The sequence below is a fragment of the Ruminococcus sp. AF17-22AC genome (genome assembly GCF_003460065.1).
Lineage (GTDB): Bacteria > Bacillota > Clostridia > Lachnospirales > Lachnospiraceae > Blautia_A.
Window position 1 is genome coordinate 411,397 of record NZ_QRXT01000001.1, and the last position, 23,767, is coordinate 435,163.

A 23,767-nucleotide genomic window follows, 5' to 3' on the forward strand; every position below is an offset into this window, starting at 1 on the left:
CAATTAATTATAATATCATGTTTAAAGGTTCGTTGCAAGATGACTGTTTTCAAGATCTTGAGAAAAATCCTCCACTGGTAGAATTTTCTTTACAAAAACAGAGAAAGTCATGTTATACTTATATCAAATGATTATTCCACATAAAAGAGGTAGTTTTTATGAGATACTGAGACGAAGTTCATATCGCACTCATGGCCCTTATCTTTTCCTGCACCATGTTTGCAGTTTATGCAGTTGTTCCAAAGGATGCCGCCGTTGCTGCCAAAGCAAAAGCCATCGTCAAAGAAGCTCCGGAAACAGCTGCCGAAGCGGAAGCGCTCCGCTCCAGTCAGGATACGGATGCTGGATTCAACATCTACACAGAGGAAAGCAATTATAATTATGACGACACTTCTGATTCCACAGATGATACCGCAGCTTCCGATCAGACCACATATAATCCGGGAACATATTCTTCTGACGATACGACAAGCAGCGACGTTGCGGACGAAGGGACTGCCGAAGATGGAAGCTACGACTCGTCAGACCAGATTGACTATCCATCCGATGACAACAACGGTGACACTCCAGATGACAATAACGATTATGATTCTTCGCAGGATAATGGTGATTACTCCGACGATACCAGCGAAGAGGGGTCTTCTGATAATACAGATAGTGCATCATTTGATATTGTTACCCAGGATAGCAACTATTAAAAACAACAAAAAGAAAGGTGATGAGCAGTTCAAACTACTCAAAGCCTTTCTTTTGAGAGCGTTTCAAGTTTTGTGTAAACAGAAAAAACTGATATAAAATATGTCATTAGTTATCGAGGACAGAACCCGTTTTTCAGGGTTCTGTCCTTGTTTGTATTATAATGCAGTTTTAGGGCATGTCAAGCAGGACTGGCTGTGCCAGCCCTGCCTAGCATGCATTCTGCTTATAACCTTTCCAATCTTTCTTCGAAGAAAATTTCCAGCTGAGAATGGATCTGTCCCCAATCCTGACGGTGTCCCGTCCATTTCTTGGTGATATCTATCATGGCCAGATACAGCATTTTCAAGAGACTGTCATCGGATGGAAATACCGTCTTGGATTTGGTGACTTTCCGGAGCTGGCGGTTAAATCCTTCAATCGTGTTCATGGTATAGATCAGACGTCTGACAGCTTCCGGATACTTAAAATACGTTGAAAGATTTGCCCAGTTATCTTTCCATGACTTTGCAATCTTAGGGTATTTCCCGCTCCATTTTTCGTCAAAGCTGTCCAGTTCTGCCAATGCAACTTCTTCTGTAGGAGCTGCATATACACGCTTCAGATCTGCCATAAATGGTTTGATCTCTTTGTAAGAAACAAATTTCGTGGTGTTCCTGATCTGATGGATTATGCACTGCTGGATCTCGGTCTGGGGAAATACTGCTTCAATTGCCTGTAGAAAACCGGTCAGTCCATCCACACACGCAATCAATATATCTTCTACGCCCCGGTTTTTCAGGCCATTCAGGATGGAGAGCCAGAAGATCTGCCATAAGTGGTTTGATTTCTTTGTAAGAAACAAATTTCGTGGTATTCCTGATCTGATGGATTATGCACTGCTGGATCTCGGTCTGGGGAAATACTGCTTCACGATCCCAATCGCAATGTAAACAGCACGTTTTACAATCCGCCCCTCATTACGGGCATGGAAATGGATCGCATCCATAAATACAACAGCATACACACTTTCTAATGGCCTTTCCTGCCATTCTTTTACTATTGGCAGGATCTTATCAGTGATCCGGCTGACAGTACTGTCGGAGATCTCAATATCGTATAATTCACGCATGTGGCTTTCTATATCGGCAGTAGTCATTCCTTTTGCGTACATGGAAATGATCTTTTCTTCCATGTCCTGCGTAATCGAATTCTGATACTTCTTTACAACCTGTGGTTCGAAGTCACCTTTCGATCCCTTGGAATATCAATCTCCATATCTCCGTAACTGGTATGTAACGTTTTCTGGGAATGTCCATTCCTGGAATTATCGGTTTCTTTATTTCGATAATCATACTTGGAATATCCCAGTTCTTCATCCAGTTCCTGATCAAGGGCACCTTCCAAAATGATAGACATCATATCCCGCATAATGGAATTAACATCTGTTCCATCTTTTACTTTTACATTGTTTTCTTTCAGGTAGTTTTCCATAAGTTCTCTAAGCGCTGCTTTTTGTGGTGAATCCTTTTTTCTTGCCATAAAATAAACCTCCAAACTGAGTAATTCTATCTTACATCAGTTTGGAGGTTTACACAAACTTTGGGATACTCCCAAGAAGCTCTTAATCCAAAAGATTTTTGGAATAATACACCTATTTTATCTGATCCAGAATTCACATATCATCTCCCCATTCTTTGTCTGCAAGATATCGGTGATATAACCATGGATTTGCAAGCTGTATTAGACGGTAGAGAGGATTATTTATGTTATCCCGCTCCTGACACCGATCGTTTTTACCTTCCTTTTAATGAATGGCTGGAGCGATATATTGTATGCCAAGGACATGAACTTTGGTTTTTCTTAAATCCGTAACTACCAAAATACTTTCTCTCTATTTTTTATAAAAAAAATATATGTTTATAAAAACACTCTGACTACTAATAAGTTGGAGTGTTTTTATAATTCATATTATATTTATAGATTTACTCTCAGTGCTACACATTCCGGGGGTTGAGGCCGTCCCCAAAGTGCGTTTTGATATCCAAACGCTATGCTTGCCAGATACTTCCGAACACTTTTTAAGGAAACCATACCATCCGTCCAACCATTTTATATTAATTCTCATCCATATTATCTTTCTTCTCCATCAGCTGTTTCAGCTTTTTATTTATTTTACTTCTATTCTCCTCCTGTAATTTTCCGCAGAATAGATAGCAAAATTTCAGTGCAAACCACCAGATATACAAAGCTTTAAAGCTCTGGAATGCCTGATCATCCAGTATTCCATGTGCCACATTGTTGCGCATGTTAAATCCAAATTTTGAACAGAAAATCGTATTTAAAGCAAATATAAGGTCTTCATCCAGGCTTTCTTTTACTCCTTCCAATTCTAAGACAGCGTGCATTGGTTTTACTTCTTCAATCCCTTCTTCATTCATGTTGTAAACAGGTTCTCCACATTCCACTGCCAGATATCTTACTGCATTTTCTATCTGTGGAATCAGGATACTTAGCGCCGTCAAAAAATCTCCTGAAAAGCCAAACATAAGACCCTTGGTATACGATTCTTTTCTCCCCTCTGGAATCGCACAACTTACATCTACAATCTTTTTTACATCACTCTCTTCGATCACAAATCTGGAACGAATATATTCAAACGTATTTCTCACCAGAATCTGTGCAAAATAATCCATCTCCATGGCTGCTGTCCGCTCCATATTATCCTTAAGCGCACCTTCATCGATTGTTCCATCAGGCTTTTTCACAGGCCTGCTTTTAGCAATTAATTTTCCTCCTTTTCCAAGGATTGCCGCTGGAAATATCGTGTTCAGGATCCCAGTCCTATTTAATACTTGATTCTTTACCTTTTCTCTTACCGGAATCGGAAGAAATGAAGCAAAATAACATAATGCCTCTTCTTTATCAAGATCTTCCAGTTGGCGGAACAGTTCTTTTACAATGCCGCTGGCATCCTGTTTATCACTCCATACCATCATCTCCGAAAGGGAAGCTTCTTCTATCTGTGCTATTTCCTGCAACAGTGCCTTTCTTTCTTCTTCCGTACCCTGTATGGTCTTTAACAACTGAATAACCTCTTTCAAATAGTGAATCTTTCTCATTAAATTTCCTTTGGAAGAGGCCCCGGCATATTCAGCCTCCATCCGGATAGCCTGAATCTTACGTCTTCGTATCGCAATCAGTTTAGGTTCAGTAATACACTTTTTCTTCTGCCAGTTATTTTTTCTGCAATAGAGTTCTTCCAACAGATCACAAAACTTACCAATGAGCGGTGCATCACAGCTATTATCATCGTAAGTTTTCAAGATATTTTCCACATAAGGGATCAGATATCCTGTATCCACTTTTTCCTCCATGGCAGTTTTTATCAAATATCCAATTTTTGCGTGGCTGCTGTTATCATACTCTTCTAATACTTTTATCAGCAGATTCTTTCGCACCTCTTCATTGATTTCCTTGCTTCGGATTTTTTTAGAGATAAACAAGATCCGGTTTATAGCCATGATATGATCTGCAAATGCACCGGTGTTCTTCAAGTGTTCGTAATAAGCCGTTTCTGCTATTTTAGCATTTGAAAAATCATTTTCCACAACCCATAAAAAATCCGATATCTTTGCCTTGTTGATCGGTGCGATGGGATAGCTTCGGATTTCCTCCAGCAATGCCTGATACTCTTCTCTATTTATATCTTTCCGATTCCAAATGCTGCGGGCATAGGAAAACGGTACGTCTTTAGGCGTATCAATCCATCGTTCCACAATAATATCCACCAGAAGATTCCTGAATTCCCCATCCATCGGTCCGCAGAAATCTGTCAGTGCTTTCTCTGCCGTTTGAAAATTAGGTTCTTTTAAAATCTCTGCGATCCGTTCTGCCATTTTTTCTGCCATACATATTCCTCCAACCTTTTTCTATAGGAAAAGTATAACGTATTTTTCTTTTTCCTGTAAAGCAGAAAGACCTGAAAATCCAGGTCTTTCGGTCATCATTGATTAGAAATTGAAATTCACACTCTATTTTATATCCTTGGAACCCATAGAAGCCGCCCATCCAGCCTGAATCCTTTGTATTACGCTTCCATCCCGTGCATCGATCGTAAGGAGTGGAACACCTGCATCATCCATCGTCACGTCTCCTATGACCGGTCCATCATCCCCATTTCCGTACTCATACTCTGGCTCTTTGGATGTCCAGGTTCCATAAAAATCCCACACCGGGATCAGGACTGCTTCGGTATCGCTGCCTTCACTGTCTGGCATGCACATATAACCTAGCTGTACCTTTGTTATGGTTATCTCCGCACTCTGTGCATCAATGGACGGATAACGGTAGTGGCTTCCTCCATCGACAGAGATCAGACGATTCTTGTCTTCTGTCATGACCTGCAAAGTGATCGTTTTTTCAAAGATATCCTTGACCTCATCAAAAGGAAGTAGGAACAACCTTTCATCGGAAGCATTCGATGCTTCTATGGGATTTCGGTGCAGAAAACTCTGAAGTGTCCCACTGCAAAAGTCCATCGTCAGTACTTCATTTTCCCATCCTTCAGACTGTCCTTCATGAAGTGTTCCATCTTCGTTTTCCCATTCAAGAGCCTGCTCATTAACAGGCAGAGAGGTTTCCCTCACATAATTAACCGGAACCCCGTCTATCATCCGTTCAAAAATGAAATCATCTTTTTCCAAGGTAGTGCTTCCTTCAGTAAGTGCTTTTGAGGAACTTTCAAATATCTCCCAGTTTCCGGACACAAGACCTGAAACCTTCTCCTTTGCTTCCTTTTCAGATACTTTCCCGCTTCCTGCCTTTATATAATTTTGAAAGCGTTCTTCCCTTTCTTTTTTCTCACTCGATTCCAGGGTCATGTCTCCACAATCGTCAAAGATAAACTTCGCTATCCCAAATCCGAGTTCCTCCACATCCGATACCTGCTCACTCTGTGTATAAGAATACCGATAGGTCAGTCCATCTACTTTATATGTCCCCGCCTGTTCGTTCTCATTCTTCTCTTCCTGCATGGGCTGTCCTTTTCCGAATGTGTCTTTTATTTTATTCTGTTCTTCTTCAGGAATCGCCACCCTTTTTACTTTTTTTAAACAGATTGCATCTACATCCGGGACTTTTACCGGTGCATCCGCTGTCAGGGTAAAATTCATCGGGGTTTCTTTATCCTCCCGGTCCGCTGATCTTAGATCTGCTTGGATCGTTGTCTGGTATGTTTCCGGTGCCTGTACCTGTTCGGCAACGGTTTTCTGAACTGTCTCCTTTTTCTCTTCTTTTTTCTGTTCTGTCTGATCCTTTTCTTCCACAACAGCAGACTGGACAACACGGTCACATCCGGATAATGTCAAAAGATTCATACACAGAACGGCTCCCATAAACATTTTTATTTTCTTCATCCTTTTTCCATCCTTTCCTTTCGGTATTAAAAAAGGTACCCTCTTCTTATGAGAAAAGAGTACCATATTGCTTTGCCGATGTATTCATCAAGATGTAAACAAATTGTAAATCAGAAGATGGCTCTTACCGTGGTCCCCTCTCTCTGTCTGCTTTCGATTTTCAAGCATCCGCCATGGATTTCAGCCACCTTCACACAGAGTGCCAGCCCAAGTCCGGATCCGCCTTCTTTTCGGCTTCGTGATTTGTCCACCATATAGAATGCATCTGTGATCTTTCCCAGTTCTTCCTCCGGGATCCCCATTCCGGTATCCGACACCTCAAAGATCTTTTTTCCAGCTTTCTCATAAGCCTTTACCCAAATGCTTCCACCGGCATCCGTAGCCTTTAGGGCATTGTCGATCAGGTTTATCAGAAGGCTTTCCATCAAGGCCGGATCTATTTTCATGGAAAAGGCTTCACATTCCATCTTGAGGTGCACCGCTTTCTTTTCTGCCTGTTCTTTTTCCATGTCTATGACATGGTTTAAAAGGTCACCTGCCATGGTCATTTCCATCTGTATGGCATGGTTCTGATAAAGCCCCAGCATCTGCAGCATCTTCCCAGAAAGAGCCTCCAGGCGTTTTCCCTCCCGGTTGATATGTTCCAGTGCCCGGTCTTTCTGTTCATCTTTCAGCTTTACATGGCGCAGGGTATCCGAATACCCGATAATGGACGTTAACGGGGTACGCATTTCATGGGAAAGTGCCCCCATGAGCAGCTCCTGTTTCTCTGCCACTTCCTGTAGCTTCTCCATCTGTTCCACAGTTCTTCGCATCATCATATAAATAAAAAGGCCGGCGATCAGGAACACAGCCAGATAAATTCCCAAAAACCAGACAGCGGTCTGTCTCAGCTCTGCAAAAAGCCCTGTGACTTCCCGGACAGAGAGGACTTCGTATCCTTCCGGTCTGGATAATGGTTCCAGCTGGAGAAGGAGGTATTTCTGTCCCAGTTTCTGTATCTTGTAGGCATACGGATCTCCTTCATCTTTTAAGCCTAAGTTTTCGAGCCCCACCACTTTATAATCTGTCAGGTTTTCAATGACGGCATTGCTTTTTCGGTCGATCAGGGCCATGCCTTCCCCACAGCATCGCTGGAACTGAAAGCCCATATAAGCCTGCTTTCCAGTCTCGGACATCTGCTCATATTTGCTGTTATCCCAAAATTGTTCCAGGAGTATCTTGCCATTTCCCAGCTGTCTTCCGTAGGTCTCTGCAGCATTATTGAGGCTTCGTTTTCCTGTGATATAAAGACTTAGCGTTCCCACTGGGATCAGGGCACATAATAGCGTTACCAGCATAAGAAGTACCGTTCGTTTCCACAGCTTCATCCTTATTCCTCCAGACGGTATCCAAGTTTCGGGATCGTCCTGATCTCATCATAAAGTTCCAGCTTTTTTCTGAGCTGTCCGATATGGACATCCACCGTCCTGCTTTCTCCCAGGTAGTTTTCTCCCCAGACCCGTTTTAACAGTTCTTCCCTTCCAAGCGCAATGTTCTTATTTTGCAGGAGCAGCACAAAGAGGTCATATTCCATTGGCTTTAGGCTTACCGGAAGCCCGTCTTTGTAGACCTGATGGCTTTGCATGTCCACCAGGATGTTCCGGACCGTTAAGACTTTCTTGGCCCGTCCCGTCCTCTCCAGCACCTTCTCAATGCGTACCAGAAGTTCCAGCATCTCAAAAGGTTTTACCATATAATCTTCCGCACCCAGCTTTAATCCCTTCACCTTGGAAGCCACATCATCCTTTGCAGTCAGGTAGAGCACCGGAAGCTCCTTCTTTTTAAAATCCTCCATCAATGCAAACCCGTCTTTTCCCGGCAGCATGATATCCACTACTGCCAGGTCCGCGTCCTCCTGCCATAAGAGCAGCCTCTGGGCTTCTTCCCCATCATACGCTGCCACAGTCTCATACCCTGCTGCCTCCAGGTTCATGCACAGCAATTCTGAAATTGCACGGTCATCTTCTATCACCAAAATTTTATTTTTCATTCCCGTTGCCACCTCTAACGCTTTTCTATAGTATAGTTTTTTATATCCCAAGTCTACATTGCATTTGTTCTTGTTTTCTCATCATTTATACGCATCAGGGCACGATAATGTGACCAGCTCAATTCAGGGCACAGTGTGTCTCGAATTAGAAAAGTACAATAAAACTGAAATTATAGATTTTTGTCCCTTTTCTTTTTTGCCATTACGAATCCAAACATTAAAATCAAGTTCATAAACAGTACAACTATGCTACCTTCAATTTTACAGCTGCCACCCGACAAAATTGAATTTCCACTAATTACCATGTTGAACAAATGCGGATAATCTTCTGCTAATGATACTCCACCCAAAATAATTGCACCAACTCCATTCCATAAAAAATGGATTACAATCGGAGCAACTAAGGATTCCGTGTATTCCAAAACTGCCGTCACGAAAAGACTCATCGTTATAACATTTAGTACAGGAAGTATTCCTGCCTCAAAAGCCCCACCATGTGCAAATGTAAATAATCCGGTAGATATAAGGACAGCGACAACTATGTTGTAATTATTTTTTATCATCTGATATAAGTAACCACGAACTAACACTTCCTGCATAACGCTATTGATAAAAGCTGAAAATAACCATAACCAAAGCATAGAAATTTGGTTTCTGCCATTAATATGTATGACCCCTGTTAAAGATAATATTACAACAGATACTCCTAACCAAATAGCTCCTGTGATACACCCAAGTACGATATTATAAACAGGTTTTCCAGTCAGATGTAATCGTATGTTTCTTTTATCTATTAACCAGAAAATAATTGTAAAACCAATAACTGACAATAATGGAATCAATTCTGCCCAAAATCTCCAGACTGCCGCACTTTTTGTATCTGGTATAGGCAAAATTGAAACACATATAGCCCAGCCTACAAAAAAGGCAAACGTTTTTAATGATACCAATACTAATTTCTTCATGTAATATTTTCCTCTACAATCCAGATTTTCTTAATTTCACAAACTTGAATCCGTCGATTCCTTTATTATCTAATCTGTTAGCAATTTATCCAACAGCATCTGCCTGTTGTTTATGAACATTTCTGTTATCCGATAGCTCTCTGTTTCTTCATATTCGCATAAATGTATTCGTCCATCATCAAAACAATAGATATCTGCATCAGGTATTCCTAACAAAATTGGCGAATGCGTAACTATAATAAACTGTGCTCCCTCTTTTGCACAACTATATATTTGCATCAACAATGTAAGCTGTCTCTGTGGGGATAATGCAGCTTCAGGTTCGTCAAAAAGATACAAGCCATTTGGACGCAGATTATTCTGTGCCAATGCGAGAAAACTCTCTCCATGTGATTTTTCATGATATTTAGCGGAAGGATGTGTGAGATCCGCATATTCTTCTTCCTTCGTTGCAACATTATAAAAACTTTCAGCCCTAAGAAAATAACCCCACTTTTCCTTCCGATAGCCTTTGGAAATTCTTATCGCATCACACAATTCTGAATGTGTATCATGCGTAGAAAAAACATAATTCTTTGTTCCACCCTCCGGATTAAAACCATGTGCTACAGCAAGTGCCTCCAATAAAGTCGATTTACCACTGCCATTTTCTCCGACAAAAAAGGTAATTGGTTTATTGAAAACAAGTTTTTCAATCCCTTTAAAAGCCTTAATTCTCTTTAAATAACTATCGTTATCAATTCTATTCCAATCGAATAATACTCCTTGTAAGAATTGATCATTCATCTAATCACCTGCCTGTAAAAAACACTTTCTAATCTACCTTTTCTTGCTCTTTGGACAAGAAGCATCATTCGCTCTAAGTAGCTCGGTCAACTGGAATTTATCTTCTAACTCAAATCCGAGTTCTTTCAATTCTTTTTCGTTTCTGACATCTTCTTCCGTTTTCTTTCCAGTAATGGCACTGTAGGCTTCTTTGATTCCATTTTTCACTGCCCATTTGATGACGAAATACAGCGCAATCAAAATAATAATTGCGGTTCCCCCGCTTAAGCCTAATTCATTCCACATAATCATTAACTCCTCCGATTTCGTGACTTTCAATTTATTTTCAATTTTGCAGGCTGGAATTTATCATTGAATAAAACACATCCATACTCCAACTGCTATAAGCAATATGCCTGATATTCTTCCTGCGAATTTTGACTTTTGATATCCTAGAAAATTAATTGTTTCAGGAGTTGTAAATGGCAATAAAACAACATCTATACCCATTACTACAATCCCAATTCCTATTATAAAGACATTATTGTTAGAAATAATGCCATAAAACATAACTAAGAATCCCAAAATAATGCCTAATGTAAAATACTTGATTTTATGGCTGTCTTTATCCATCATCTTTTCATAACAATTTTCACATTTACTGTTACAAAATTCAAAATTATCATTGAGTTTTTTGCCACAATATTTGCATTTTTTCACACTCTATTCCTCCATAATTTTCGTTTTGTCACTAACATGATATCATATTTTTTCCTCAATTACATCCACCTAATTTTAATACACTGCCATTCGTTTTGCTTCTGTAACCAGCATCCTCTTGATCTTCTCCTGCAAGGGTTCCTTTGCATCTTCATCAATCGAATAGATCTCATTTATCTCGATTTTTTTCGCTTACCGGTCAAAATGGTCAAAGACTTCTTTCCATATCTGGACGGAACATACACACTTTTCTTCCATGAAAATATTGCTGATAATTATAAAAAAACAGAAGACCATTTAAGATCTTCCATTTTATAAACAAACCTCTATATAAAACTATATATACTGCCCATTTTTAATAAAAACAGACAATCGGCACACTTTCGTCTATCCTATTATAAAGTTCTGCCGCTTTGTCTGCCGGAAGATTAATGCATCCATGGGATCCACCACCTTCCCGGAAACGATTTCCTCCAAAGTATGGCTGCCATGAAGCATCATGAAATCCAATCCCCCCATTAAAAGGCATCCAGTAAGTTACTGGTCTTTCATATTCATATTTCCCATTTTCCAACATCTTTCCTTTCAGCACAGATGGACTTTTCTTGTAATACAATTGAAAAATTCCCGGTGGTGTCTGCCGTTCTACATACTGCATATCTCCTGACACAATATCCGATTCCAAAATGATAGAACCATCCTGATAATAATATAAATGCTGTGCAGACAGGTCTACTTCAATATACGTGTTGCCTATATCATTCATACCCCGTGCATTCGCCCGCATAGCGTACACCGGTTCCCGGTTTATCTGTACTCCTGCAATCATTTCCTGCATAATGGTTTCTATTTCTTTTTCCTGATCGATCTTCCATCCATAAACAGAACTATACACCTGAACAGTACGTCCGCTTGTTGTACAAAATTCCCTCTCTGTATTTACTGTATCATGTGTGGCAGCCAGCTGTGCCACATATTCTGCTACACACTGTCTCAGCTCATCCTCATTTTTTTGCAGCTGTCCTCTCTCATCAAAAATCAGCCAGTTTCTGATTTCCTCTCCATCCAATGTTACCGTTTCTTCTCCAAACACGTACACGATTTTGGTCTGGATCAGATTTTGACATTCTTCCAATGAATTTTTAAGATCTGAATCATCTTTCATTACTGCCGCTTTTACATAAACAGCCGGACAGCTATTCAGATCAATGGTTCTTTTTTTGCCAGCAACTGCTTCTGACAGTGCCTGATAGGCTCCATTGAAATCCAGAGTATTCCCTTCTGTTTCCGGTACGATTTCAAACTTCGAATCTTTATAAGCTACATACGCATCTTCTGGTGCTATCTGATTCTCTTTTTTTACACATTCCAGTTTTTCCAGCTGTTCTTTTAACTTCACTTTATCATAGATCATGTTTTCCTTGGCTGTATAATTTTGCTTCTCCCAAAATCCCTGAACCCATTTATATGGTTTTTGTTCATCCAGATATTGGGAAATACTGCCATCCGAAACATAACGATATCCGATCAATTTTCCATTGATACTCTGTGATTTCAGATTTCTTGCCTTTACTTCCAGCAGATAATCCTCTGCTTTTTTTGCAACCGCCTGTTCTGCCTCTTCCGATGTTTTTCCAGAACAGTTAATTCCATTGATCGTTGTTCCCCGAAAAAATCTGTCTGAATAGTAATAAGACATTCCTGCATAGCCAGCCATAGCAAAGAACACTATGATGACAGTGATTATTATCCACATTTTTTGCTTTCCATTATCCTTACTGGTTATCTCTTTTCTTTTTCCCATCCATGCCCCCTGTTTTTAACGATAAACAGCATTCAGACAAATTTTTTAAATCGTCTGATTTTAATATCTCCGATTTAATAAAAAATAACCAAGGCTGCTGGAAAAAACATTTTCTTTTCAAGCGCTTTTTCTGAGAAACGTTCAGGAACTCCTGCCAAGCAAAACGGCAACTCTAAGTTGTATTTTTCCAAGGGTTTCCGGTTCCATAAAATGTCCCGCACAGATCCATCCGCTACCAATTTCCCTTGATTTAAAACCAATACCCGGTCACAGGTTTCCAGTAGCAGATCCAGATCATGGGTTACAATGATCTTTGTTGTCAGAAGCTTCTGCAGGATTCGTATCAGCCGTCTCCGGTTCTTTGGGTCTAATGCTGTTGATGGTTCATGGAAAAGTACAGCTTTACATTCCAACAGAACAGGCCGGCGATGGCTATGACTACATTAGCTGGGCCGGCGTGGCAAAGACAGGAGGAATGGTATATTATAGCATCTCTGAAAATTATGGCAACGGTGGAAACTACATTTCCTCTATAAAACCAGGCGAAAGTGTGCAGCTGAACATGGCCTGGATCGTAAATGAAAGCGACCTTAAAAATCTGTATCTGAATGTGACTGGGGGCGGAGCTTCGTATGAGTTCTCTGAACATATACTAAAAAAGGGACTGCTAGATATTCGCCAATAATGTGTCATCGTTTATAATCCCATTTTTTATATGTCATATATAAAAAAAGCGTTTTTCGATTCCTTTTGGTTTCGAAAAACGCTTTCTTTTATTCTGTATAGATGTTCCCATTCTCATCCGTCCAGGTGCCGTCACCATTGTCTGTGTATCCGACCCCATCTGCGTCACAATAATAATAATCTCCGTTTGTTGTTTCTATTACATTAACAGTACCGTTACTGCCCTGAAGTTCATGCTGTTCCAGTTGGTTTCCGAAATGATAACCTTCGTCATTCCAGGTACGATATGAATTTCCATTGGCATCTGCCCAGTTTCCATCTCCCTGATAACTGTATCGGCTCCCATAATAATCAGAATAGGTCCCATCTCCGTTATCGTAAAGAACTCTGGATTCTTCATCTCCTCCACCCGGTGCTACAATTGATGCTACACCGGAAGTAGTACTGAATCCACTGGTATATGGTACGCCTGCTGGCAGATTTTCATAAGATGAAACAGACCCGTTGTTGTCAGAGGTAATTCCATCATCGGTCGTTTCACTTACCTGTCCGCTGTTTTCCATGGCAGGTTCATCGTTTGTTTCCGCATCTGCTTTTTCCTCTTCGTCTACAGAATCCTCTGTATCTGTATTCTCTGTCACTCCTCCTTCGTCCTGGGTTTCAGCAGCTTTCTGCATAGTTACCATTTCAGAAAATGGTGCATAATCCGGTACATTATTTTTCTCTGGATCTGCATTTTTTTCAATACCAGACTTCTCCGTCTCTACTGAAACTGTATCTGTCCCGGCAGAGACATTAAATACCAGATTACCGCCTGCAAGCAGCAGCGTCACAAGAATTCCCGGAAGAATTCCTTTGCGGAGTTTCCGAATGTTCACCATATACAGAATCCGATCTTTAAACACCATTTCGCTGTCATTAAGACTTGCTGTCACATATGGAATCTGATTTTCCATGGCTACTGTCCTGAGAAGCAGCTGTCGATATAATTTATGTTCCTTTTTATTAACTCTGCGAACAACTGCTGTATCACACAGATTCTCAATATCCTTATCCGCTTCTTTCAGCATGATAAGAAGAAAGGGATTGAACCAGTATATCGATGCACAGATTCGAAGGAGCATCTTATACCAGAGATCCCGATGGCAATAATGTGTAAGTTCATGGTAAAAGATAAGTTTTCTTTCTTCTGCTGAATACCCGGTTGCTGGTAGATACAATTTTGTATGTAAAAGTCCTGCAAGAAGCGGTGTGGTAAGACCTGCGTTTTGCCTGAGTTCCGGTATTCTGCGTACGTGCTTCTTTTGACACGCTGCACGGTACATCTGAATACTCACCGTATCACTTACCTGCAGACTCATCCGTTCCAGATTCCTTATAGAAAAATAATATGCCAGCAATTCTCCCGTCAGTTTAAGTACCGCTACGCTCAGCCAGACAGCAGCAAAAATCAAAGCCACAATTCCCAGCCATTTATCTGATTCGTACCTGACAGTTCTCTTTTGTTCCGGGATTTCTGTCAGATTTTTCATGTCTTTGCTCGCAGATGATACGTTTTCTGTTATCTTCTGACTTTCCTCTGGTCTGACTGCGTAATCCGTTATCTTCGGGCTTTGCGTATTCTGTTGACTGCTTCTAAGTACTTTGAAATCCACCAGTGCCAGATTCGCCGGAAGGCGCACCGGAACACAAAGGCTTATCGTAATCAACAGCCAGATAAGGTACTTCCATCTCGCTGATACACGTCCTTTAAACAGAGTCGCAAGCACTTTTACCAGTAAAATTACTACTGCTGCAATAACATTCAGTTTCAGAATGTGTAGAATGAAAACCTCCATAATTCGCTATTCCTCCCTGTCCTCCAGGTTCTTAAGAAATTCACTGAGATCCTGGACTTCTTCCGAGCTGATCTTCTTTCCATGATAAAGTGAAGTTACAAACTTTTTTAGTGAATTCCCATAAAGTTTCTCAAGAACACTCTGGCTTTCATGTGCCTGATAATCTGACTGCGAAACCAGGGGTGTATACAGATTCATTTTTCCCTGTTTCGTCACTTCCACGAAATTTTTGTTCTCCAATCTGGTCAGCAATGACAAAATTGTTGTTGATGCAAGTTTTTTCTTCATAGTGATCACTTTCTCAATCTCCGGTCTGGTCATCGGCGGAGTATTATTCCAAAGAACGAGCATAATATCCAGCTCTGATTCCGGAAGTCTCTGGTAAGTTTTTTTCACTTTTTCATACCTCCTGTTACATATTTTCTACAAATGTAGGAATAACTCTATTTTACCACGGTTCACGGAAATGGCAAGGGCTTTTGCACAATTTGCAAATGCCCTTGCCATTCCTGCAGCTACTGACCACTATCAGTCTATTTCTGTATAACTGCTGCCATTTTCATCACTCCATGTCCCGTCTCCATTGTCCGTAAATCCTGTACCATTTTCGTCCTGGAAATAATAATCACCATTTGTAGTTTCCGTAACCGTCACAGTATTACCGTTTGCATCCTGAAGGTCATGCTGTTCCAACGTATGTCCCAGATGATGAGTATCATCATTCAGAGCTGAGTAGGTATTTCCATTTTCGTCGGTATAAGTCTCATCCCCATTATCGGTATAGTTCATTCCATCATCTCCACGATATTCACAAGAATAATCTTTGTGAAGAATGTAATTAATCTCAATGGTATTTCCATCACTGTCAACTAATGTCATTGGTGAGGTAGAAAGGATATCGGAATCATCATTGCTGTCCGAGGATTTTGCAGAAGCATTTTCTTCTGTATCGGAGGAATCTGAATCTCCTCCTGACTTCTGACTGGCAGTATCTGTAGTTGCCTTATCAGAATCATCAGAAGAATCATCGGTCTGGTTTTCATTCTCCTGTCTGGTAAGTGAAGGATTTCCAGGATACGAAATATATTCTACAAATTTTCTGACGTCACTGATGTCATCTGCATCTTTTGCATATCCCACTGCCATATACAGGCTGTTTCCCTCTGAATAAATTGTCTGATAGCAGGCATCGTATGTGTCATTGCATTTGGCAATCCCTGTTTTGACATCCTCCAGTGAATATTTATAGATATTTACATAATCATTTCCGTTCGTATAGCTTGCATAGGTACCTTCCGTATCTGCTTTTTCCCATTCAGATCCAGCCGGCGGCTGTGTATAGAAATCGTTATTTCCTGCTGCCATAACCGTTGCAGCTGAAAAAATCCCAAGTGTTGCTACCGTCATAAGTGTCATAAATTTTGTCTTCATCGTGGATTCTCCTAGAATTTTATTTTCTACATCTGTAGAAGTTAATTGTATTCTACAACTGTAGAATACAATTGTCAATTCTTTTTTTATATTTTTTTACCATCTCAGTTTAATTTCTATTTTTCCTTCCACTGGGCTATATAAATCCAGAGGATATTGTGGCCATAAATGATGTTCTTGTCATCAGAAAAATCGGCATTGTTATCGGAATCCAGGAAAATCGCCCCTGCCACATGTTCTGTCTTCTTAAAAGTATGTGTCAGGTAATAGGAGTCATCGTTTCCCTGGACTACCGGGTAATCAATGCTGGTATCTGGGATCCGGATCCATGCAATGATATCCGGATTGATCTTTTTTAATGCCTTAAAATCAACCACGGTCTGTTTTCCATCGTTTCCATCTGTTCCTTTGGTATGATCATCCTCATCCGTTTCCTTGACGTATGTACGCAGGTCCTCATATTCCTGCACACCTTCATGTAAAGTAAATACCAAAACCGGTACATACGCAAAAGCTGAGTGCCATCAGGCAGACTGCCACGATCATGATTTCTTTAATGTGTCTCATACAAACCTCCGATTATTCTTCCTGGAAAAAGGGCTGCCGGTAAATCGAGCAGCCCTGAACCGTATTCATTAATTTTCTTTTTTTATGCAATAAAAAAAGACACAAAAAGAATCTTCTGGTTTTAACTATATATTGTGTTATTGCGTGAGTTATCTTTATTATTTTGCTACATGTTGTGACAGGCGGCATGATACCGCCTGTCTATTTCATCCGTCTGCATAAGTGCATGTATCTGAGGGGAATAGGTAATCTGTACATGCACTATGAAAACGTCTTACTCAGCGTTTGGATCTGCCGGGGAAATGTTTTTGGCAAGGCTGCGCCCGTTGGCATCCGTCCCTGCTTCAAAAAGGACTGGCTGGCCACCGCTTAATTTCCGGTATCCATCCATCTGGATCTCCGAAAAATGGGCGAAATAATCAATCCCGTCTTCACCGGTGATAAAACCGTATCCTTTCTGTGCGCTGAACCATTTCACGGTTTCCTGTAATGTTTCTGACATATTCTTCTCTCCTTTGCTGTATTTCCCACAATAGTCTTTTGCGGAAACAGGGCAGCATGGAATCGAACCATGCCTGGTGCTCCCCTCCCTGCTATAAAAGGGATCCCTTCCTCTTATATTTCTTCGTTTCCCAAAAAAGTCCCGTTATTGAGTGCTGCATCCACCCGGCGGATTCCTACCAGCTTCTTTTCATTTATGCCAAAATAAAACCGGTAGCGTTTTCCCTCCAAAACTTTTACGTTTTTATCCAGCAAAAGTTCACTCTGCCGGCCGGCCGGATCACTTACCCGGATCCTCCGCAATCTTGCAAAGGGATTTTTCCCGTCTATCCCGGTTACCAGCCCTTCCACGATTTCATAGGTCTTTTTATCCGCGGTGCGGAAAATAAGATATGTTCTTATAAACCCGATAATCCCAAGCTGGAAAGACCAGAAAACAAAAGTTTTGTCTTTATCCATGTTCCCATAAATGCTCCAAAAAGCAGGATAAAAAGAGACAGGATACCATATCTCTGGATCCTGTCTTTAAAAAAATCCGGTATATTCTGATAATGTGTTCCAAAATCTTCCAAGCATCTATACAGCCTGTGCCAATACGGATGTTCCGTTTGCTTCAAGGCAGTCCTCCCTTCTTATGTTATCGATCACAAGCTGTTTCTTATAGTAAAGCTGTGCTACGCGGCTTATAAATTCCCGTTGTATCTGTTTCTGGAGGGAATCTGCTAAATGGGGTTCCCTGCTTTTTGCCTCTTCTTTTAAACATTTCAGGTGACAGGAAACATCCCCTTCTCTTTGAAGATAGGAAAGTAGCTGGTATTCCTCTTCTGTAAGCAGCGGCTTTTTAAAGGCCCTCAGTGAAAACTTCAGTCCTTTTCCCATCAATCCGTTCTTCAATATATTTTACCGTCATATCTTCGTCTGCAGTGATATCTGTATGAAGCACGTCAAATTCTATATCATGATTGTTTACCAGTTTCGTAAATATCACAGCCAGTGCATCTTCATCCGTCGGCCCTTCTACAAGAAACAGAATAACTTTTTTAGTCATTAGCACGTATCCTTCCTGCCCGCCTCATAGCAAGCTTCATCTCATATATATTTGTTTCATTGTAGAGTTTTTCTTTTTGCCCGCCAAGCTTGATCGTCCGCAAATAGGATAACCGGGTATTTTGCGTATTTTTGATATTATATAGCAATTCTCAGAATTCACAGTCGTATAAAGCAGAGAATCGTTTTCAAGGATTTCCAATGGGCATAAGTTATGTGATGTAAAGATCAATTGTCCTTTAGCTTTATCCTGCATAACTTCCAGGCATTCTCCCAATAAATACTCATAAATACCAGAATCCAGCTCGTCTACCACAAGGCAATAAGACTCCCTATTATAGCAGGCAACTAAATTGCTGCAAATAGAGATCAGCTTCTTTATTCCTGCGGATTCATATAAAAGCGGAATCCGATTCTCTCCACGCATGGCAATGATTTCAAACTGCACTCCGTCTTTTCCATCCTTCAATAGCTTATCAAACGCATTATAAATTTCTATATTGATCTCAGGTATTAATGATTTCATTACAATATTAATCTGCTTGATTGTATTTGCTACATAAGGAAAAGCTTCTTTTGGCACCACATTTATATCTGTGAAACGTAAGAAGATGCCTTCACCTTTTTTGGGTATCGTGTTCGGCCAGTCAATATTAACTGGCATACTTTCCAGATTTAAGGATAAGTAACCGTATTGTGCGTTTTCAACAACAGCAAGATCATAAATTCCATATTTCCGAAAACACTGACTCAGTAGAGCAAGCAATGCAGCTTCACCTTCGGCTTTTTCAAAGACTTCCTGCGCTTTTCTTGAAAATAAAAAGGAACTTACCTCTGGAACGCCCTTTTCTTCATTATAGTTCTGTGTTGCGCTGACCAGACCAATGCGACTTTGCTTGCCTATGCCAACAGAAAAATTGAAGAACTGGACACCCGACGCCAGACCATTTCGAAGACGATCGCCGAATTGCTATATATTATGTTAAATTCCTGAAAGTATTTTCTTTGCGTTCTCCAGATTATTTTTTCCATTTATTTTTAGATATACTTTACTGATCTCAGAAGGCTCTCCTATTTCTCTGCAGAGATCCTGTGCCTGGGAAATGGGTATGTAGATTTCGTTGCCTTCTATTACTACAGCGGCTTTACAGGGCATATATGAGGTCTGCGGTTCTCTTGCGGAATTGCCGGATAAAGTGGTAAGATCATCCATGGCTTTGGAAGTATCCTTCTCTTTTTCATCCAGGGAATAAAAAATATTCAGGTTTTCACCCATCTCTAAAAATTTTTCCTGTTGTTTTTTTGAAATGGCATGATTATTATAGTCTTTCATATCCCGTAGGGAACCATTTCCCAGCAATAACAACGGCATCTTCCCCAATTCATTCTGAGTTGGATTTTTTCCAAACGCATTCATATCAATTCCTGAAAAAGTCGTTGTTTCCGTATAATCTTCAATTTTGATGACAACCGGGACTTCTATGACTGGCCAGATTTCTTTTATACCTTTTATCTTCTTCGCTTTCTGCAAAAAATCTTCATCATAAGCCAGATCTCCAAGTGGGAGCAACACAGTAAATTGCCGTTTTTCTTCTTTCATGCCTGCCAGCAGCATTCCTAATAATGTAAGTATCAATGCCAGCAGAAGTATGACTAATAAGGTAAAGCTGTCTATTTTTTTTCTTTTCAATGAGAAGCCGCCTTCCTCGCTTCTTCAAGAAGGATATTTTTCTTATGAAGCTTTCTGACCAGAATCAGGATTATGGAAATAAGCAGTACTGCAACAACTGCAGCTATGGAATACCACCAGTTATTGGTTTTCTCCTGGTCATCTTCAACCTTTAAAGTTTTTATCTGGGTTTCTTTGATTTCAGAATCAAATTTTATTTCTTCCTCATATGATTTGCCATCTGCATCCTCATACGTAAGAATTAATTGACCTGCACATTTTCCTGTTTTTCCTTTTACATATATGCGAAGACTTCCCTGGGATAAATCTCCGGCCTCTATGGTCCCTAAGAATGCAGTATCGTTTGAGCTTAATTCATCAGCCTTTAAGCTGACACTTGCATTGTATATTTTGTCTCTTCCGAGATTCATTGCTTTTACCGGGATCTCTACTGTATCCATAGTGTATAAAACAGATGGAATATCTGAAGCTTCCAGCTTAACACGAACCGGTTGGATGATCTGAAAAGACAGTAATTCTGTACCGGTAGTTGCCGTTGCTTTCGAATCTTCATAATCCAGAGAAAAAGTAATGACAGCCTGGCCAGGATCACAGTTTTCTGTTATAGTAATCATCTGTTCCAAAGTAATTGCTTCACCAGGAGCCAGGACTTGTACATAAAAAGAGTTTTTCTCAAATTCGATTCCTTTGTTCTCTGTAGAAAGGGAAATTTTTAAACCAAATACATTTTGACTGCAGCTTTTATTTCGAAATGTCAGAGACATTTCTGTTGTAGAACCAGCCTCCAATCGTCCACCTGAAAGATTGCTGTCTTCTAATAATACCTGCGGTTTATGTAATATTTTTTCACTTGATGAGTCTGATGTTGAATTACCTCCTCCCTCACCGCCCGAGTACCCTCCGCTGTCTATAACCGGATCTGTTATCTGAGGGGCGTTATCGTCCTCCGGATTATCACTGTCTATTACAACATGAAAAGGATTCGATTTAGAACCATCACCAAAGTCATCTCCTGATGTAAAAATATCCGGATCCGGATTTTCTTTATCGGTATCAGCTTTATCAGGAATCTTTTCATCCTCTGCCGGAGGTTCGGTACTCGTAGATTCATCCTCTTTTACATCAAGGGTTAACGAGTTGTCATTCTCATATGATACTGACGGATCTGAGTCCGTAAATCCTTCTTCAGCAGATGTAATCTCCGTGTTTTGAGGCTCTGTGGCAAAAACGGTAGCCGGAAGAAATATTATTGTCGTACACAATACTAATGCCGTTTTTACAAATAAATTTCTCATTATCGGGCAGTCCTTTCTCTTAAAACTCCTCCATCCATTTCATATACGTGGTCACATAAGATTCTGATATCCTCTTCATTATGGCTTGCCAGCAAAATGGTTTTTCCTGCTGCTTTTAAATCCAACAGTAGTTCTCTTATCTCTTCCACGCCATGTTTATCCAGTCCATTAAACGGCTCATCCAGGATCAAAAACAGAGGATCTTCCATAATGGCCTGTGCAATACCAAGGCGCTGACGCATTCCAAGGGAATATTTTCCGACTGGTTTCTTCATGTCCGGATCCAATCCTACCCTTTTTAAGACTATGCGGATATCGGCCTTCGAGATCCGGCCATTCATGTCTGCCAGGATCTCCAGATTTTTAAAGCCCGTATATTGTGTAAGAAAACCGGGAGTCTCGATAATAACTCCAAGACTTTCAGGAAAATCCACATCATGGCCTATTTTTTTTCCAAATACAAAAATAGCGCCCGTAGTTACAGGAAGAAACCCACAGATGCATTTCATAAGGACGGTCTTTCCTGAACCGTTATTTCCAACAATCCCATAGACGTTCCCTGTTTTCAGGGAAAGATTTACTTCCTGTAACACGATGTCTTCACCGAAACGTTTGGTCACGTGTTCTATTTTTACGCAGGTGTTCTGCATCATTCCACTTGCTCTTTCCAGATCACAGGCCAGATTAAATGTCCCTTCAGATTTCTTCCAATCTTCCATATAAAACACCTCCCAGAATTCCCAGCATTACTAATAAAAACAACAGTAGAAATAGCCAAACTCCTATTTTGTCCGGTCCCCAATTTTCATCAGCCAGTATCCATTCTACTGGATAAAACCATATCTGATTCTTAAAATAGCGGTCATGAAGGATAATTCCGAAATAAAAGCTTACAAAAGGGATTCCATATGCCATGTAAGCAGAATCCCATAAAATCCCGCAGCTTCCACCGAAAGTACTTATGATACTTCCGATAAGTCCTGTCCGAAATGCCTTCATGAGTAAGTCCAGAAGTGCTTCTTTCTGAATAGCACCCTTTATCTCCAGCGGATAGAACACAATAAAATTGATAAAAAGTACCGTTAGTATAGATAACGTCCAGACCATAAAACCAGATACCATAATGGAAAAAACTTTACCTTCGATATACTGTCTGCGGGTCGTTCTGGGAAGTATCTCCTTTAAAAATCCACTTTTATATTCTTGCAGAATGGAATCACTCCATGGCAATACGGCTGCTACCGGAATGGCAAAAGATACTGCCTGACTTTTTAAGGAACCTTCCAGTATACTGATAAAAGTACCACATGTCAGTGCTTTTTTTAAGCTGGGATAAGTCTGTCCAATGGCGATGGAGATGCAGGCTATCAGCCATGCTGCCAGAAAATTCTTATTAAAAAACATACGTTTTGTTTCACCCCACATAGGTTTTCCCCCCTTCCGATCATGTCTTTTCTCCAAGAAATTCAAAGGTATATTTTTTCATCCGGTTAATTGCAAAAACTGCAAGAAGAACTAAAATACCCAGAAAAAACATATAGGAATGCGGGATTTTCGGGAGCAATGGATCATAACCCAAGTTATGTTTTCCGTATACTGCCTGGTTCAGAGGACTGATCCAGCAGATTAATACATTTACCTGATACATTTCGTATTTTTCTTTATGTAAAATTGCAGCCAGTACTTTCGGGTCCAATAAAAAACCAAAGACACTGTAAAGAAGGCCAAAAATCATCCCCTTAGTCTTCCCTTTATAGAGATTTCCTACAAGGATTACAAAGCTTAAGGTCAGCGAATAACAAAACAGAAGGAAGAAAACCTGCAGCATACAGCCATAGGGTGAGATACTTTCCATGACCCTTACTGTAGAAGGGACCTGCAGGTTTTTTCCTAATTCTGAATAACCAAGCATAGCCGCAGTTTCGCTCCACAGGTTACCTGGATAACTCTTTTTCATACACAGCACGGCCGTAAACAGCAGCATCAAAACCGTATATAAAACAGTTACAAGAATAACATAAATGAATTGACCTAAAAGCCATTTCCTCTTGGTTGTCCGGGTCAGCTGGTATGGAGTAATAGGTGTCATCTTCGGCAGGTCAGAAAACATAAGAAGCAAGAGCAGCGAACTGGACAGTACTGCTATCCCATCCCCAAATGTCCAGATAAATGGTTCAATGGCCTGTACCGGTGTATCGTAGGTCTCCATTACAACCATGATTCTGCCTGTAAGCAGGAAACTAAGTACAAATTCTAACAGAAATATAAAAATAACTTTGGGATTGCGTAGAAATCCGAAGAAATTGTACCTTACAATTCCAAATACCTGTCTCATG

The 23,767-nt window shown here is 40.4% G+C and carries 26 protein-coding genes and 3 pseudogenes; 3 read left to right on the forward strand and 26 right to left on the reverse strand.

Features of this window, described 5'->3' with window-relative positions:
• The first annotated feature begins 191 nt into the window (after positions 1-191).
• A complete protein-coding gene (locus DWW86_RS02135; RefSeq protein ID WP_117942126.1) occupies positions 192-698 on the forward strand; it encodes a hypothetical protein in 507 nt (168 codons plus the stop codon).
• 224 nt (positions 699-922) lie between these two features.
• Here the strand turns inward: DWW86_RS02135 and DWW86_RS17515 are convergent.
• From DWW86_RS17515 to DWW86_RS17520, 3 pseudogenes are all read right to left on the reverse strand, one after another.
• Positions 923-1,501 (reverse strand): annotated as a pseudogene (locus DWW86_RS17515) (IS256 family transposase); the annotation flags it as partial.
• A 37-nt stretch (positions 1,502-1,538) separates the two neighbouring features.
• Positions 1,539-1,583, reverse strand: a pseudogene (locus DWW86_RS17655) (hypothetical protein); the annotation flags it as partial.
• A 23-nt stretch (positions 1,584-1,606) separates the two neighbouring features.
• A pseudogene (locus tag DWW86_RS17520) lies at positions 1,607-2,217 on the reverse strand (IS256 family transposase); the annotation flags it as partial.
• Positions 2,218-2,277: 60 nt separating this feature from the next.
• Between DWW86_RS17520 and DWW86_RS02145 the strand changes: the two are divergent.
• A complete protein-coding gene (locus tag DWW86_RS02145) occupies positions 2,278-2,550 on the forward strand; it encodes a hypothetical protein (protein WP_117942127.1) in 273 nt (90 codons plus the stop codon).
• Positions 2,551-2,792: 242 nt separating this feature from the next.
• Here DWW86_RS02145 and DWW86_RS02150 read toward each other — a convergent pair whose 3' ends face one another.
• The 9 genes from DWW86_RS02150 to DWW86_RS02200 form a co-directional block, all read right to left on the reverse strand.
• A complete protein-coding gene (locus DWW86_RS02150; protein WP_117942128.1) occupies positions 2,793-4,586 on the reverse strand; it encodes a DUF4209 domain-containing protein in 1,794 nt (597 codons plus the stop codon).
• A gap of 123 nt (positions 4,587-4,709) precedes the next feature.
• The gene (locus DWW86_RS02155) at positions 4,710-6,092 is read right to left on the reverse strand and encodes a DUF6034 family protein (RefSeq protein ID WP_117738846.1); all 1,383 of its coding nucleotides are present in this window, start codon (positions 6,090-6,092) and stop codon (positions 4,710-4,712) included.
• A gap of 110 nt (positions 6,093-6,202) precedes the next feature.
• Positions 6,203-7,462: a sensor histidine kinase gene (locus DWW86_RS02160; RefSeq protein ID WP_117942129.1), complete on the reverse strand. Its 1,260-nt coding sequence runs from the start codon at positions 7,460-7,462 to the stop codon at positions 6,203-6,205.
• Between the two features lie 2 nt (positions 7,463-7,464).
• Positions 7,465-8,124, reverse strand: coding sequence for a response regulator transcription factor (locus tag DWW86_RS02165; RefSeq protein ID WP_015525013.1), 660 nt, complete (start codon positions 8,122-8,124; stop codon positions 7,465-7,467).
• Positions 8,125-8,294: 170 nt separating this feature from the next.
• On the reverse strand, positions 8,295-9,089 hold the full coding sequence (locus DWW86_RS02175) for a CPBP family intramembrane glutamic endopeptidase (protein ID WP_117942130.1): 795 nt from the start codon (positions 9,087-9,089) through the stop codon (positions 8,295-8,297).
• 69 nt (positions 9,090-9,158) lie between these two features.
• Positions 9,159-9,875 carry an AAA family ATPase gene (locus DWW86_RS02180; RefSeq protein ID WP_117593977.1) on the reverse strand — a complete coding sequence of 239 codons (717 nt, stop codon included), beginning with the start codon at positions 9,873-9,875 and terminating at the stop codon, positions 9,159-9,161.
• Between the two features lie 33 nt (positions 9,876-9,908).
• A complete protein-coding gene (locus DWW86_RS02185; protein WP_015542760.1) occupies positions 9,909-10,160 on the reverse strand; it encodes a DUF6019 family protein in 252 nt (83 codons plus the stop codon).
• A 63-nt stretch (positions 10,161-10,223) separates the two neighbouring features.
• On the reverse strand, positions 10,224-10,574 hold the full coding sequence (locus DWW86_RS02190; protein WP_092072149.1) for a DUF2116 family Zn-ribbon domain-containing protein: 351 nt from the start codon (positions 10,572-10,574) through the stop codon (positions 10,224-10,226).
• Between the two features lie 355 nt (positions 10,575-10,929).
• Positions 10,930-12,378 (reverse strand): L,D-transpeptidase family protein, encoded by a 1,449-nt coding sequence (locus DWW86_RS02200; protein ID WP_117942131.1) that lies wholly within the window; start codon positions 12,376-12,378, stop codon positions 10,930-10,932.
• Between the two features lie 313 nt (positions 12,379-12,691).
• Here DWW86_RS02200 and DWW86_RS02205 point away from each other — a divergent pair, with 313 nt between their 5' ends.
• Positions 12,692-13,063 carry a hypothetical protein gene (locus tag DWW86_RS02205; RefSeq protein WP_181985284.1) on the forward strand — a complete coding sequence of 124 codons (372 nt, stop codon included), beginning with the start codon at positions 12,692-12,694 and terminating at the stop codon, positions 13,061-13,063.
• 88 nt (positions 13,064-13,151) lie between these two features.
• Here DWW86_RS02205 and DWW86_RS02210 read toward each other — a convergent pair whose 3' ends face one another.
• From DWW86_RS02210 to DWW86_RS02275, 14 genes are all read right to left on the reverse strand, one after another.
• Positions 13,152-14,900: a M56 family metallopeptidase gene (locus DWW86_RS02210; protein WP_015542764.1), complete on the reverse strand. Its 1,749-nt coding sequence runs from the start codon at positions 14,898-14,900 to the stop codon at positions 13,152-13,154.
• A 6-nt stretch (positions 14,901-14,906) separates the two neighbouring features.
• On the reverse strand, positions 14,907-15,296 hold the full coding sequence (locus tag DWW86_RS02215) for a BlaI/MecI/CopY family transcriptional regulator (protein ID WP_059085781.1): 390 nt from the start codon (positions 15,294-15,296) through the stop codon (positions 14,907-14,909).
• A 132-nt stretch (positions 15,297-15,428) separates the two neighbouring features.
• Positions 15,429-16,331, reverse strand: a complete 903-nt coding sequence (locus DWW86_RS02220; protein ID WP_015542765.1) for a hypothetical protein — start codon at positions 16,329-16,331, stop codon at positions 15,429-15,431.
• Positions 16,332-16,447: 116 nt separating this feature from the next.
• Positions 16,448-16,801: a class B sortase gene (locus DWW86_RS02225; protein WP_181985285.1), complete on the reverse strand. Its 354-nt coding sequence runs from the start codon at positions 16,799-16,801 to the stop codon at positions 16,448-16,450.
• Between the two features lie 371 nt (positions 16,802-17,172).
• Positions 17,173-17,400 (reverse strand): cold-shock protein, encoded by a 228-nt coding sequence (locus DWW86_RS02230; protein ID WP_015542767.1) that lies wholly within the window; start codon positions 17,398-17,400, stop codon positions 17,173-17,175.
• A gap of 113 nt (positions 17,401-17,513) precedes the next feature.
• The gene (locus tag DWW86_RS02235; protein ID WP_117942133.1) at positions 17,514-17,858 is read right to left on the reverse strand and encodes a hypothetical protein; all 345 of its coding nucleotides are present in this window, start codon (positions 17,856-17,858) and stop codon (positions 17,514-17,516) included.
• Positions 17,859-17,975: 117 nt separating this feature from the next.
• Complete coding sequence (locus tag DWW86_RS02240; protein ID WP_015542769.1) at positions 17,976-18,278, reverse strand: hypothetical protein; 303 nt, start codon at positions 18,276-18,278, stop codon at positions 17,976-17,978.
• A complete protein-coding gene (locus tag DWW86_RS02245; protein WP_015542770.1) occupies positions 18,241-18,447 on the reverse strand; it encodes a hypothetical protein in 207 nt (68 codons plus the stop codon). The genes DWW86_RS02240 and DWW86_RS02245 overlap by 38 nt, the downstream gene beginning before the upstream one ends.
• Before the next feature lie 36 nt (positions 18,448-18,483).
• A complete protein-coding gene (locus DWW86_RS02250; RefSeq protein ID WP_286187629.1) occupies positions 18,484-19,110 on the reverse strand; it encodes an AAA family ATPase in 627 nt (208 codons plus the stop codon).
• Between the two features lie 318 nt (positions 19,111-19,428).
• Positions 19,429-20,136 (reverse strand): hypothetical protein, encoded by a 708-nt coding sequence (locus DWW86_RS02255; RefSeq protein WP_286187630.1) that lies wholly within the window; start codon positions 20,134-20,136, stop codon positions 19,429-19,431.
• Positions 20,133-21,431: a COG1361 family protein gene (locus DWW86_RS02260; RefSeq protein WP_117942134.1), complete on the reverse strand. Its 1,299-nt coding sequence runs from the start codon at positions 21,429-21,431 to the stop codon at positions 20,133-20,135. Before DWW86_RS02260 ends, DWW86_RS02255 begins: the two co-directional genes overlap by 4 nt.
• The gene (locus DWW86_RS02265) at positions 21,431-22,081 is read right to left on the reverse strand and encodes an ATP-binding cassette domain-containing protein (protein WP_502696632.1); all 651 of its coding nucleotides are present in this window, start codon (positions 22,079-22,081) and stop codon (positions 21,431-21,433) included. The genes DWW86_RS02260 and DWW86_RS02265 overlap by 1 nt, the downstream gene beginning before the upstream one ends.
• A 46-nt stretch (positions 22,082-22,127) precedes the next feature.
• Positions 22,128-22,856, reverse strand: coding sequence for an ABC transporter permease (locus tag DWW86_RS02270; RefSeq protein ID WP_227190740.1), 729 nt, complete (start codon positions 22,854-22,856; stop codon positions 22,128-22,130).
• A 19-nt stretch (positions 22,857-22,875) separates the two neighbouring features.
• Entirely contained in the window at positions 22,876-23,766 is an 891-nt protein-coding gene (locus DWW86_RS02275; RefSeq protein WP_055056197.1) for a hypothetical protein, read from the reverse strand.
• Position 23,767 lies beyond the last annotated feature (1 nt).

Coding starts and splice junctions, on each gene's coding strand:
- DWW86_RS02135 (WP_117942126.1), top strand. CDS start 192: ATGGCCCTTATCTTTTCCTGCACCATGTTTGCAGTTTATGCAGTTGTT.
- DWW86_RS02150 (WP_117942128.1), bottom strand. CDS start 4,586: ATGGCAGAAAAAATGGCAGAACGGATCGCAGAGATTTTAAAAGAACCT.
- DWW86_RS02155 (WP_117738846.1), bottom strand. CDS start 6,092: ATGAAGAAAATAAAAATGTTTATGGGAGCCGTTCTGTGTATGAATCTT.
- DWW86_RS02160 (WP_117942129.1), bottom strand. CDS start 7,462: ATGAAGCTGTGGAAACGAACGGTACTTCTTATGCTGGTAACGCTATTA.
- DWW86_RS02165 (WP_015525013.1), bottom strand. CDS start 8,124: ATGAAAAATAAAATTTTGGTGATAGAAGATGACCGTGCAATTTCAGAA.
- DWW86_RS02175 (WP_117942130.1), bottom strand. CDS start 9,089: ATGAAGAAATTAGTATTGGTATCATTAAAAACGTTTGCCTTTTTTGTA.
- DWW86_RS02180 (WP_117593977.1), bottom strand. CDS start 9,875: ATGAATGATCAATTCTTACAAGGAGTATTATTCGATTGGAATAGAATT.
- DWW86_RS02185 (WP_015542760.1), bottom strand. CDS start 10,160: ATGTGGAATGAATTAGGCTTAAGCGGGGGAACCGCAATTATTATTTTG.
- DWW86_RS02200 (WP_117942131.1), bottom strand. CDS start 12,378: ATGGGAAAAAGAAAAGAGATAACCAGTAAGGATAATGGAAAGCAAAAA.
- DWW86_RS02210 (WP_015542764.1), bottom strand. CDS start 14,900: ATGGAGGTTTTCATTCTACACATTCTGAAACTGAATGTTATTGCAGCA.
- DWW86_RS02220 (WP_015542765.1), bottom strand. CDS start 16,331: ATGAAGACAAAATTTATGACACTTATGACGGTAGCAACACTTGGGATT.
- DWW86_RS02230 (WP_015542767.1), bottom strand. CDS start 17,400: ATGTCAGAAACATTACAGGAAACCGTGAAATGGTTCAGCGCACAGAAA.
- DWW86_RS02235 (WP_117942133.1), bottom strand. CDS start 17,858: ATGGATAAAGACAAAACTTTTGTTTTCTGGTCTTTCCAGCTTGGGATT.
- DWW86_RS02240 (WP_015542769.1), bottom strand. CDS start 18,278: ATGGGAAAAGGACTGAAGTTTTCACTGAGGGCCTTTAAAAAGCCGCTG.
- DWW86_RS02245 (WP_015542770.1), bottom strand. CDS start 18,447: ATGACTAAAAAAGTTATTCTGTTTCTTGTAGAAGGGCCGACGGATGAA.
- DWW86_RS02250 (WP_286187629.1), bottom strand. CDS start 19,110: ATGCCAGTTAATATTGACTGGCCGAACACGATACCCAAAAAAGGTGAA.
- DWW86_RS02260 (WP_117942134.1), bottom strand. CDS start 21,431: ATGAGAAATTTATTTGTAAAAACGGCATTAGTATTGTGTACGACAATA.
- DWW86_RS02265 (WP_502696632.1), bottom strand. CDS start 22,081: ATGCAGAACACCTGCGTAAAAATAGAACACGTGACCAAACGTTTCGGT.
- DWW86_RS02270 (WP_227190740.1), bottom strand. CDS start 22,856: ATGTGGGGTGAAACAAAACGTATGTTTTTTAATAAGAATTTTCTGGCA.
- DWW86_RS02275 (WP_055056197.1), bottom strand. CDS start 23,766: ATGAGACAGGTATTTGGAATTGTAAGGTACAATTTCTTCGGATTTCTA.